This window comes from Caulobacter sp. D5, assembly GCF_003185805.1.
In the GTDB taxonomy this organism is placed as follows: Bacteria; Pseudomonadota; Alphaproteobacteria; order Caulobacterales; family Caulobacteraceae; genus Caulobacter.
The window spans coordinates 1-11,384 of the sequence record NZ_QHJY01000482.1 but is presented as its reverse complement, the minus strand read 5'-3'; the positions used below and the strand labels follow the sequence as shown (position 1 = coordinate 11,384).

At 69.0% G+C, this 11,384-nt stretch carries 9 protein-coding genes and 1 pseudogene; 2 read left to right on the top strand and 8 right to left on the bottom strand.

Annotated features, from left to right (window positions below; all coding sequences use genetic code 11):
* The 6 genes and pseudogenes from DMC18_RS24115 to DMC18_RS24095 form a co-directional block, all read right to left on the bottom strand.
* Window positions 1-1,793, bottom strand: a 1,793-nt coding sequence (locus tag DMC18_RS24115) for a phosphoenolpyruvate carboxylase (protein WP_110133380.1), incomplete at its 3' end; no start/stop codon positions are given.
* A gap of 291 nt (window positions 1,794-2,084) precedes the next feature.
* Complete coding sequence (gene kduD, locus DMC18_RS24110; RefSeq protein WP_110120128.1) at window positions 2,085-2,843, bottom strand: 2-dehydro-3-deoxy-D-gluconate 5-dehydrogenase KduD; 759 nt, start codon at window positions 2,841-2,843, stop codon at window positions 2,085-2,087.
* 1 nt (window position 2,844) lies between these two features.
* Window positions 2,845-2,969 (bottom strand): annotated as a pseudogene (locus tag DMC18_RS27085) (hypothetical protein); the annotation flags it as partial.
* Between the two features lie 32 nt (window positions 2,970-3,001).
* Window positions 3,002-3,844, bottom strand: a complete 843-nt coding sequence (gene kduI, locus DMC18_RS24105; protein ID WP_110120129.1) for a 5-dehydro-4-deoxy-D-glucuronate isomerase — start codon at window positions 3,842-3,844, stop codon at window positions 3,002-3,004.
* Window positions 3,845-3,869: 25 nt separating this feature from the next.
* A complete protein-coding gene (gene uxaC, locus DMC18_RS24100) occupies window positions 3,870-5,324 on the bottom strand; it encodes a glucuronate isomerase (protein ID WP_110120130.1) in 1,455 nt (484 codons plus the stop codon).
* A 105-nt stretch (window positions 5,325-5,429) separates the two neighbouring features.
* Entirely contained in the window at window positions 5,430-6,512 is a 1,083-nt protein-coding gene (locus DMC18_RS24095) for a LacI family DNA-binding transcriptional regulator (protein WP_110120131.1), read from the bottom strand.
* 158 nt (window positions 6,513-6,670) lie between these two features.
* Between DMC18_RS24095 and DMC18_RS24090 the strand changes: the two genes are divergently transcribed.
* Window positions 6,671-8,179: a UxaA family hydrolase gene (locus DMC18_RS24090; protein WP_110120132.1), complete on the top strand. Its 1,509-nt coding sequence runs from the start codon at window positions 6,671-6,673 to the stop codon at window positions 8,177-8,179.
* Window positions 8,180-8,328: 149 nt separating this feature from the next.
* Here DMC18_RS24090 and DMC18_RS24085 read toward each other — a convergent pair whose 3' ends face one another.
* Entirely contained in the window at window positions 8,329-8,916 is a 588-nt protein-coding gene (locus DMC18_RS24085) for a TetR/AcrR family transcriptional regulator (protein ID WP_110133379.1), read from the bottom strand.
* Window positions 8,917-9,022: 106 nt separating this feature from the next.
* Here DMC18_RS24085 and DMC18_RS24080 point away from each other — a divergent pair, with 106 nt between their 5' ends.
* Complete coding sequence (locus tag DMC18_RS24080) at window positions 9,023-9,760, top strand: SDR family oxidoreductase (protein ID WP_199228516.1); 738 nt, start codon at window positions 9,023-9,025, stop codon at window positions 9,758-9,760.
* Window positions 9,761-9,768: 8 nt separating this feature from the next.
* Here the strand turns inward: DMC18_RS24080 and DMC18_RS24075 are convergent.
* Window positions 9,769-11,384, bottom strand: a 1,616-nt coding sequence (locus tag DMC18_RS24075; protein ID WP_146218196.1) for an energy transducer TonB, incomplete at its 5' end; no start/stop codon positions are given.

Here is an 11,384-nt window from a genome sequence, read left to right as displayed (position 1 = left end):
TCGAACGCCAGGGCCGAGGCCCCGCGCGCGACGCCCCGACGCGAGGCGACATAGCCGCCGTCCTTGTTGCTGTCGGAGTAGCCGAGCATGATTTCCTGCACCGGCCGGTCGCCCAGGATGGTGCGGCTGATCGGCAGCTCCAGCCACTGGCGCAGCACGCGCGGACCGTTCTCCAGGTCTTCGATGGTTTCGAACAGCGGGGCGATCTTCAGCGACGAGCGCGGCGCGGCGCCGCCCCAGACCAGGCCGACCTGCTTGAGCAGGACGAGCGGCTCGAGGATGTCCGACAGGGTCGCCGACTTGGAGATGATGTAGGCGCCGATGCAGGCGTGGCCGTAGTCGCGCACGGCCTGGGCCGCGGCCTCCATCGTCGCCAGTTCCTTGGCCGTCTCTTCGCTGTAGGCGGTGAACGGCGAGACCAGCGGGCGCTGGTGCGACAGCTCCTCGATCAGCAGGGCCGAGCGGGCTTCCTCGTCGAGGTCGAGATAGCGCACGCCGGTGCCGGCGCGGCGGTAGAGTTCGTCGATCGTGCGCTCGTGGACGTCGGCGTTCTGGCGCAGGTCCAGGCTCATCAGGTGGAAGCCGCAGGCCTTGGCGACGGCCACCAGGGTGCGCAGGGACGAGCCCACCAGGCGCTCGCCGCCGCTGGCTTCCAGCGAGTCGATGATGATCTGCAGGTCGGCGACGAAGGCGTCGGGATGGTCGTAGGGCGCCACATCGGTGCGGCTGGTGGCGTAGGCCACCCACTGGTTGGTCAGCTTCTGCGACACGGCCGTCAGGCGGTCGAAGATCAGCTCCAGGGCCAGGCGGTAGGGCTCGTCCAGGCGATGCACCGACGGGTCCTTGGCCTGGGACGCCAGGTTCAGCAGTTCCTGCGACACCGGGGTGTAGGCGGTCGAGACGGCGAGGTTAGACCACAGCTTGCGCACCTCGCCGGCGTACCAGTCGAGGATCACCCGCGACTGCGACGACAAAGCGAGCTTCAGGGTCTCGCCGTTGACGCCCGGGTGGCCGTCACGGTCGCCGCCCAGCCACGAGCCCATCTTCAGCAGCGGCGCGATGTGGCCGTGGCTGCCGATCTTGCCCGACCATTCCTCGTAGAGATCCACCATCGCCGGCAGGATCGAGGTGCGGACGATCGACAGGGCGTTGCGGATCTCGTCCTTCACGGTGATCCGCTCGGGCCGGTAGAGGCGCGTGCGCCACATCAGGGCGATCTCGCGGAACAGGCGCTCGCGGATGTCGGCTTCCAGGTCGGCCGGCAGATGGTGACGGCGCAGGGTCATCAGCCGTGAGATCTCGGTCTCGCGATCGACCATGCTGCGGCGGCGCACTTCGGTCGGGTGGGCGGTCAGCACCGGCACCACGTTCATGGCGGCGAACACCTTGGCCAGCTCGGCGTCGGTCTTGCCCTCGGCCTTCAGCGCCGCGACGGCGTCGACCAGGGTGCGGGCGCGCTCGTCGCCCGGCCGGGCGTCGGCCTCGGCGTGGCGGCGGCGGCCGGCGACGTCCTCGCCGATATTGGCCAGCAGCGAGTGGCTGGCGAAGGCGCGGGCCAGGAAGATGGCCTGGTCGTTGGAAAGGTCGGCGAACAGGTGGTCGAGGCCGGGCGCCTCGCCGTCGGCGGTCTCGTGCGAGGCGGCCTTGCGGGCCTTGGTCACCAGCTCGCCGGCCTCGTCGCCCTCCAGATAGGCGATGGCCTCGATCAGGAGATCGCCGAGCAGATTGGCGTTCCGCCGGACATCACGGCTGGTGGGTCGGTCTGAGCCGAGGGAGAGGGCCGAGTCGCGCATGCGCATGCTCCATCACCGCCGCGAGGAGGAGCGGCGGATCGTCAGGACTGTAAGAACTGATCTAACGGTTCTCGCGTCCAACCCGGCCCGGACGAACGCTGTGCGGGCTCTAGCGCCCTTCGTCGCCGGGGGGAAGCCGGGAGGCCACATGGTTGCGCTACCATCGTTCATTGGCGCGCATTTTGTGCGTGAGACGGTGCAGTTTCGTCCCCGCCTGTCCCGCAACGGAAAATCCCCGCGAAGTCGCCTTCGCGGGGATCAAACGTTCGGTCGTCCTGAAGGCTGTAGGGCTTAGCGCGCCAGCCAGCCGCCATCGACCGGCAGGGTGACGCCCTGGATGTAGTCGGCGGCCGACGAGGCCAGGAACACGGCGGCGCCGCCCAGGTCTTCCGGACGGCCCCAGCGGCCGGCCGGGATGCGGGCCAGGATCGAGGCGTTGCGGTCGGCGTCGGCGCGCAGGGCCTCGGTGTTGTTGGTGTCGAAATAGCCCGGCGCGATGGCGTTGACGTTGATGCCCTTGGTCGCCCACTCGTTGGCCAGGATCTTGGTCAGGCCGGCCAGGCCCGACTTGGCGGCCGTGTACGACGGCACGCGGATGCCGCCCTGGAACGAGAGCAGGCTGGCGATGTTGATCACCTTGGCGCCGGTCCCTTGGGCCAGGGCCTGCTTGGCGAAGGCTTGGGTGAGGAAGAAGACGACCTTCAGGTTGGTGTCGATCACCGCGTCCCAGTCGGCTTCGGAGAATTCGATCGAGTCGGCGCGGCGGATGATGCCGGCGTTGTTGACCAGGATGTCGACCTTGCCGAGGGCGGCGACGGTCTCGTCGACCACGCGCTGGACGGGCTCGATGGTCGAGAAGTCGGCCTTGATCGACACGAACTTGCGGCCCAGGGCCTCGACGGCGGCCCTGGTCTCGGTCGGTTCGCTGCGGCCCGCGGCGGCGATGTCGGCGCCGGCCTGAGCGAGCGCGATGGCGATCCCCTGCCCGATGCCGGTGTTGGCGCCGGTGACGAGCGCGACCTTGCCTTCGAGGCTGAACGGATTGGCCATTTTATCTGCTTCCTGATCCCAATTTTTCGTCATCCCGGACGGCCGAAAGGCCGATCCGGGACCCAGGGGCCGGCGCACTGCGGCGGCTCCTGGGTCCCGGCTCTACGCTGCGCTTCGGCCGGGATGACGGCCGAAGGAACGCGGGAGGCGTGTTACGCCTACTTCAGCTGGCAGATGTCCAGCACGTTCATGTCGGTGTAGTCGAGGTTCTCGCCGCCCATCGCCCAGATGAAGGTGTAGTTGGCGGTGCCCGAGCCCATGTGGATCGACCACGGCGGGCTCATGACGGCCTCTTCGTTGGCGATCACGATGTGACGCATCTCGTCCGGCTCGCCCATGTAGTGGAACACCCGGTCGTTCTCGCCCAGGCCGAAGTAGAAGTAGGCTTCCGAACGGCGGTCGTGCAGGTGGGGCGGCATGGTGTTCCAGACGCTGCCCGGCTTCAGCACGGTCATGCCCAGCAGCAGTTGGGCCGACTTGCAGGTGGTCGGCACGATGTACTGGTAGATGGTGCGCTCGTTGGAGGTCTCCAGCGCGCCGCGCTCCAGCGGGATGGCGTCGGCGAAGGCCAGCTTCTTGGTCTCGAAGGCGGCGTGGGCCGGCAGGCTGACCAGGTAGAAGCGAGCGGCTTCGCCGCCCGTGCCTTCGAAGGTCACTTCCTTGGCGCCCATGGTGACGTAGAGGCCGTCACGCGGAACGATGTCGTAGACGACGCCGTCGACGGTGATCTTGCCCGTGGTCTCGCCGACGTTGATCACGCCCAGTTCGCGGCGCTCCAGGAAGGGGTGGCCGGCGGCCGAGGCCGGTTCGGTCTGGTCGGGCAGCTTCACGGCGCCCACGGCGACCACGCCGCCGACGACGAAGCGTTCGGCGTGGTTGTAGTTGAGGACGACTTCGCCTTCGACGAAGAGGTCCTGCATCAGGTAGCGATCGCGCAGGTCGTCGTTGCTGACCGCGAACATCATGTCCGGATGGGTGGCGTGGTAGGTCTTGGCGAACATCGAGTTTACTCCGGAAGTGGTGTTCTTATTCGGCGGCGAGCGCCGGGGCCGGTAGCGGCCGCGGCTGATCGAGCTTGTAGGCCTTCTTAGGCAGATTGTACGTCAGGTCTACGATGAGCTCCTGAGCTTCCACCAAATCCATGCGGTGCTCGCTCACCATGCGCGCGAGGAAGGCGCTGTCGACGCGACGGGCGACATCGTGGCGGGCGGGGATCGACAGGAAGGCGCGGGTGTCGTCGTTGAAGCCGACGGTGTTGTAAAAGCCGGCGGTCTCGGTGACCTGCTCGCGGAAGCGCATCATGCCTTCCGGGCTGTCGTGGAACCACCAGGATGGACCCAGCTTCAGCACCGGATAGTGACCGGCCAGCGGGGCCAGTTCGCGGCTGTAGGTCGTCTCGTCCAGGGTGAACAGGATGATCGACAGGCGCGGGTCGTTACCCAGGCGGGTCAGCAGGGGCTTCAGCGCATCCACGTATTCGGTGCGCATCGGGATGTCGGCGCCCTTGTCGCGACCGTGCGATTCCAGAAGGCCGACATTGTGGTTGCGGTGCGAGCCGGGGTGGATCTGCATCACCAGGCCGTCCTCGAGGCTCATCTTGGCCATCTCGGTCAGCATCTGGGCGCGGAACAGCTCGGCCTTCTCAGGCGTGACGTTCCCCTTCACCAGATCGGCGAACAGGGCCTCGGTCTCGGCTCCGGAAAGATCGGCCGTAGCGGCGGTCGGGTGGCCATGGTCGGACGAGGTGGCGCCGGCTTCGATGAAGGCTTGGCGACGGATGCGGTGGGCTTCGAGATAGCCCTTCCAGCTGTAGACGTCCTGGCCCGAGATCTCGGCGAAGCGTTCGAAGGCGCGCGGGCTGCGCTCGTCCTCGAAGTCGATGACCGCGTCGGGGCGATAGGCGGTGATGACGTGGCCGCCCCACCCGCTCTCGCGGATCGCCTTGTGGTGCTTCAGCGGATCGTGCGGACCTTCGGTGGTGGCCAGGGTCTCGATGTTGAAGCGGTCGAACAGGGCGCGCGGGCGGAAGGCGTCGGTGGCCAGGGCCTCGTTGATGCCGTCGAAATAGGCGTCGGCGTTGTCTTCGCCGAGGAACTCGGTGAAGCCGAACACCTTGCTGAACACGTGGTTCAGCCAGATCCACGACGGCGTGCCGCGGAAGAGGTGGAAGTTCCGGGCGAACACCTTCCACGCCGCGCGCGGATCGGTGGCCGGCACGCCGGACTTGCGGGGGACCTTCAGGTCGTCCAGCCCCACGCCCTGGCTGTAGAGCATGCGGAAGACATAGTGGTCGGGCGCCAGCAGCAGGTCGGTGGCGTCGCGGAACGGCTCGTTGGTCGCGAACCAGGCCGGGTCGGTGTGGCCGTGCGGGCTGATGATCGGCAGGGCCGCGACGGTGGCATAGAGCTCGCGGGCGATGCCGCGCACGGTCGGATCGGCCGGGAACAGACGATCGTCGTGCAAGATCAGGGGGCGGGCCATGGCGTGTCTCCTCGTCCCTTCGCCGAAGGCCGCTGACGGGCCGTTTCGCGGCGCTTGGTAACCGGTGTCAGAGTTTGGTGCAAGGTGCAGGGCGCGGCGCGCACCCTACACAGGTTTGGGGGCAGCGGAAGACTCGCGCACCACCAGATAGGGGATCGTGGTCGCCGGATCGCCCGGTTCCTTGCCCTCGCGGGCGATCAGCTTCTCGGCGGCCATGCGGCCGACCTGGCGCGTCGGGATGTGGACGGTGGTCAGCGGCGGCCAGACGGCCTGGGCGATCTGGAAGTCGTCGAAGCCGACCACGGTCAGGTCCTCTGGCACGGTCAATCCCGCGCGGCGAGCGGCCTGCAGCACGCCGGCGGCCATTTCGTCGTTGCCGGCGAAGATGGCGGTCGGACGCGGGGTCTTGGCCAGCAGCGCCTCGCCGGCGGCCAGACCCGATTCGAAGGTGTAGGCGCCCTGCACCACATAGTCCGGGTCGAGCTTCAGCCCCGCCGCCGCCAGGGCGTCCTCGAAGCCCCCTCGCCGCTCGTGCGACGAGCGGAAGCTGGGCAGGCCGGTGATGAAGCCGATGCGCTCGTGGCCCAGGCCCACCAGGTGCTCGCCCATGGCCTGGGCGCCCAGCCGGTCGTGGCCGACGATCATGTGCTCTTCCTCGTCCAGCGGGACCGAGGCGATGCGGATGTATTCGCAGCCGATGTCGCGCAGCAGGTCGGCGACGCGCTCGTCTTCGGAAACCGACGGCGGCAGGATCACCCCGAACAGCTTCTGCCGCTCGATGAACATCCGCACGTCCTGCAGGAAGGTGGGGCTGGAGCGATCGCACGGGTGGACCACCAGCTCGAAGCCCGAGCCGCGCATGCCGTCCAGCAGGCCAAGCTGCATGTTGACGACGTATTGCGGGTTGGGGTTGTCGTAGATCATGCCGATCAGGAACGAGCGGCGGAACGCCAGGCCCCGGGCCTGGGGATCGGGGGCGTAGCCCCACTCGGCGATCACCGCCTCGATCCGCTGGCGGGTTTCCTCGCGGACGAACGGCGACTGGTTGATGACCCGCGAGACGGTCTTCTTGGAGACCCCGGCCAGGCGGGCGATGTCGTTGATGGTGGCGCGGCGACGACCGCTTTCCAGCGCGGCGTTCACATCCGTGTCGTCGGCGGACTTGTTTGGCGTCTTAGACGAGGTCACGGCGTTTCCATGCAGTGGTTTTCGTTTTTTGTCATACTCCAGCGTCTGGAGCGTCGCTAATCAAGCGGCAAAAAGCACGCTGGCGAAGCTCTTGACACCGGTTTCCACTCCCTTAGGACCGGATGGCAGCACAAAAAGTCGCAAAGACAAAGACCCAGATGAGCGAAACAGCCTCCCTCCCCGGCGAATCGATCCACGGCGTCGACCCGCGCGACCACGTCGCCACCGCCCTGCGCCCTCTTGGCGCCGGCGAAACCGTCGATCTGCACGGCCAGTCGATCCTGGTGCGGAGCGAGATCCCCAAGGGCCACAAGATCGCCGTCCACCCCGCCGCGAAAGGCGAGGACGTGCTGAAGTACGGCTGGCCGATCGGCCGGGCGACCGCCGACATCGCCGTCGGCGACCACGTGCACGTCCATAACGTCGAGACGCGGCTGGAGGGCGTCGAGGGCTACGCCTACGCGCCCGCCGCCTCGGACAACACCGAAGTGGTCGGCGAGCGCAGCTTCCTCGGCTACCGCCGCAAGAACGGCCGGGTGGGCACCCGCAACGAAATCTGGGTGCTGTGCACCGTCGGCTGCGTGGCCAACACCGCCCGCCGCATCGCCGAGAAGGCCAACGCCCGCTTCGCCGGCCGCGTCGACGGGGTCTTCGCCTTTCCCCACCCGTTCGGCTGCTCGCAGCTGGGCGATGACCTCTCGCACACCCGCCAACTGATCGCGGGCCTGGCCGCCCACCCCAACGCCGGCGGCGTGCTGATCCTCGGTTTGGGCTGCGAGAACAATCAGCTGAAGGCCCTGCTCGACAGCGCCCCGGACCTCGATCCCGCGCGCCTGCGCTCGTTCACCACCCAGTTCGTCGAGGACGAGTACGAGCAGGGCCTCGAAGCCATCGAGGAACTGGTCGCCATCGCCGAGCAGGACCGCCGCGAGCCGGCCCCCATCTCCGAACTGGTGGTGGGCCTAAAGTGCGGCGGCTCGGACGGCTTTTCGGGCGTCACCGCCAACCCTCTGGTCGGCCGCATCGCCGACAAGGTGGCCGCCGCCGGCGGCACGCCGGTGCTGACCGAGATCCCCGAGGTGTTCGGGGCCGAGAACGTGCTGCTGCAACGGGCCGCGAGCCGCGAGATCTTCGACGAGGCCGTCGCGGTGATCGACGACTTCAAGCGCTACTTCATCGACAACAACCAGCCGATCTACGAGAACCCCTCGCCCGGCAACATCGCCGGCGGCATCACCACCCTGGAGGAGAAATCCCTGGGCGCGGTGCAGAAGGGCGGCCGCGCGCCTTTGGCCTCGGTGCTGCGCTACGGCGAGCGGGTGGGTCCGCACGGGCTGACGCTGCTGGAGGCGCCGGGCAACGACGCGGTGTCGTCCACCGCCCTGACGGCGGCGGGCGCCACGGTGATCCTGTTCACCACCGGCCGCGGCACGCCGCTGGGCTTCCCCGCCCCCACGCTGAAGATCGCCTCCAACAGCGCCCTGGCGATCCGCAAGCCGTCATGGATCGACTTCGACGCCGGGGTGGTGCTGGACGGCCAGACCATGGACCAGGCCGCCGACTCCCTGCTCGACCTGGTGGTCGCCACCGCCTCGGGCCAGGAGACCAAGGCCGAACGCAACGGCGAGCGCGAGATCGCCATCTGGAAGTCGGGCGTGACGCTCTAGGGCGGATCGATAGTCAGGCTCGGTGCGTGGTCCTCGTCCTTCGACAGGCTCAGGATGAGGACCATTTGCAGGCCCGAGCGGTAGAAAAACCTCATCCTGAGCCTGTCAAAGGACGAGGTTTTCGTCTCAAATCGAATATCGATCCAGATCTAAGCGCCCCGCGCCGCCAGCCCGCGCAGCGCCAGGCGCGCCGCCTCGCGCAGGTCGTCCTCGCCCGCCCCGCCACGCGCGGCCACCTTCAGGCCCGAGCGCAGGGTCAGCAGCATCCGGGCGACAGCCTCCGCGTCCAGCCCGGCGTCGAACGCGCCGGCGGCGATCCCGCCCTGCACGCGGCCGGCGAAGGCGGCGACGACGGCGCGGGCGGCCTCGTCGTTGATGGCGTTGACCTCCGGATCTGAGCGGCTGAACTCGACGATCGAACCGACGCCCAGGCAGCCGCTTTCCAGCTCATCGGAAGACCCCAGCCCGACCAGCAGCGCGGCCTCGACGGCGTCGGCCGCCTGGTCATGGGACGCGAGCGCCTCGACCATCTGGGCTAGCGAGCCGGCGGCGTAACGGCGCAGGGCCTCCAGGAACAGGCGGCGCTTGTCGCCGAACGCCCCGTAGAGGCTCTGGCGGCCGATGCCCATGCCCTCGATCAGGTCGCTGGTCGAGGCGGCCTCGTAGCCATGGCGCGCGAACACCTTGATCGCATTGGCGATCGCCTCGTCCCGGTCGAATTCAGAAGGCCTGGCCATGATCGCATCCTAGCGATCTTGATCGATCAGTCCAGAATTATTCTTGACTGATCGATCCCGAATGCACAGTTGTTATGGACCAATCAGTCCATAACGGAACATCGCCATGACCACCGCCTCTCCCTCCCCTGCCCCCGCCCTGGTTTTCGGCGGCTCGCGCGGCATGGGCGCCGCCATCGTCCGGCGCCTCGCCGCCGAGGGTCGCCCGGTCGCCTTCACCTACGCCAGCTCGCCGGACAGCGCCGCGGCCCTGGCCGCGTCGATCGAGGAGACCGGCGGAACGGTCCTGACCCTCCAGGCCGACAGCGCCGACGCCGAGGCGGTGCGCGCCGCGACCCTCGCCGCCGTCGCGCGGTTCGGAAAGCTGGGGGTGCTGGTCGTCAACGCCGGCGTGCTGATCCCCGGCGCGATCGACCAATACGCCTTCGACGATTTCGACCGCATGCTGGCGGTCAATGTGCGCGGGGTGTTCGCGGCCATCCGCCATGCCGCCCCGCACCTGCTGGACGGCGGCCGCATCGTCACGATCGGCAGCAACACGGCCGAGCGGATCGGCGCGCCCGGCTCCAGCGTCTACGCCATGACCAAGGCCGCCGTGGCCCAGCTGGTGCGCGGCGCCGCGCTGGACTTCGCCCCGCGCGGGATCACCGTCAACAACGTCCAGCCGGGTCCGATCGAGACCGACATGACCGCCGGCCTGATGGACTACATCACGCCCCGCCTGCCGCTTGGCCGCATCGGCAGGCCCGAGGAGATCGCCGACCTGGTCGCCTGGCTGGCCGGTCCGACCGCCGGCTACATGACCGGCGCCAGCCTGACCATCGACGGCGGTTGGACGGCCTGAGGCGGCGCTTAGTCCGGCACTGAGAAGTTGACCGGAATGAGGATCGGCTCGTCGACCGGGGCGCCGTCGATCGTCTCCGGGCTGAAGCGGAACAGCCGGCTCATCTTCAGCGCCGCTTCGCCGAAGCCGTATTCCAGCGGCGATTCCGACAGCAGCGTGCAGTCCTCCACCCGGCCCTTGACGATCCGGGCGCAGCTGAGCTCGGCCTTGCCGCCGACCTCCATGCGCTGGGCGCGATCGGGGTAGTAGCGGGCGGCGGAGTCGGCATCCATGCCGCTGCGGATCAGGGGCCGGTAGTCGACGACGCCCGGGCCCGGCTTGGGCAGGTCGGGCTCCGCAGCGACGATCGAGGGCTTGCCGAACTTGCCGACCGGCACGTCGAGCAGCACGGTCGCGCCGATCGTCGAGCGGCCCTCGTCGGTCCAGAGCTGGGACACGACCTTGGCGAGCCGCGCCCGCGCGTCGATCTCGGCCCCGGCGTCGCCGGCCGGCGTCAGGCTCAGGATCTCGCAGCCTTCCAGCTTTCCGCCCAAGCCGACCCGGCAGCGGGCCCGCGCCTCGCCCGCGACCGGCGGCGTTCCGTCCGGCCTCGGCGTCGGCGTCGCGTACGGCATGCTCATCCAGAAAGGCCGGCCCTCCAGGGTTCCGAAATCGATCACGACCGCCTGGGGCGTGAGCACCGGGGCGGCCGGAGCCTTCTTGCGGGCGCCCGACGCGGCGGAGGTCGCCGGCGGCTCCAGCCGGAAAGCCGAAGCCAATCCCAAAGCGGCCTCGCCGAAACCCTCGCCCTTCACCGTCTCGGCGATCACGCGGCAGTCCTGGAGCCGGCCTTCGTCGTCGGCCATGCAGCTGAGGCGGACCAGTCCCTTCACGCCGCGCTGCCGGGCCGAGGGCGGATAGGCCGCCAGGACGTCGGCGTGGCTGGGCGCGGCGCGCCACGCCAGGGTGGGCTGATAGCGCGCGCCCTCGAACGGGCGGCAGCGATAGTCGCAGGAGAAGAACACCTTCACGACGGTGGTCATGGCGACCGGAACGCCGTTCCTGCGCCCCGGCTGGAAGCGATAGAGGGGCGCCACGCTCAGGGCGGCGGGGCCCAGGTCCTGCGCCCGGCTGCGTTGCGACAACACCCCGCAATCCTTGGCGCGCCCCTCCAGCGTCACCGTGCACAGCAGGTCGACACTGCCTTCCAGACCGCTGAAGCGCGCCGCGGCCGGCCAGGCGGCGTGCAGCGCGTCCTGAGAGGGCTGCTCCACCTCCAGCGGGGCGACGTATTCGGCGCCGCCCGCATGGACCACCCGCACCTTGGGCGCGACGAACTGCACGGTGATGGTGCGCGAGCCGGTCACGGCCTGGGTTCTCGGCGCGACCTCGTAGCGCTTGACCATGGCCAGCGCCGCCGGGCCGAAGCCCTCGCCCGCGGGCGTCTCCGACGTCAGGGCGCAGCCCCAGACGCGTCGCTCGGCCGACTGGCAGGTCACGACCGCGACGCCGTTCAGGCCCTTGGACTTGGCGGCGGCGGGATAGACGCCCTGCACCTCGTCATAGCGATAGGCAAAGACCGGGTCGCCGGTTCCCTCCTGCGCGGCGGCGCCGCCGCCCAGCCCCGCCCAAGCCAAGCCGATCC

Coding starts and splice junctions, on each gene's coding strand:
- DMC18_RS24080 (WP_199228516.1), top strand. CDS start 9,023: ATGACCACCGCCTCTCCCTCCCCTGCCCCCGCCCTGGTTTTCGGCGGC.
- DMC18_RS24085 (WP_110133379.1), bottom strand. CDS start 8,916: ATGGCCAGGCCTTCTGAATTCGACCGGGACGAGGCGATCGCCAATGCG.
- DMC18_RS24090 (WP_110120132.1), top strand. CDS start 6,671: ATGAGCGAAACAGCCTCCCTCCCCGGCGAATCGATCCACGGCGTCGAC.
- kduD (WP_110120128.1), bottom strand. CDS start 2,843: ATGGCCAATCCGTTCAGCCTCGAAGGCAAGGTCGCGCTCGTCACCGGC.
- kduI (WP_110120129.1), bottom strand. CDS start 3,844: ATGTTCGCCAAGACCTACCACGCCACCCATCCGGACATGATGTTCGCG.
- uxaC (WP_110120130.1), bottom strand. CDS start 5,324: ATGGCCCGCCCCCTGATCTTGCACGACGATCGTCTGTTCCCGGCCGAT.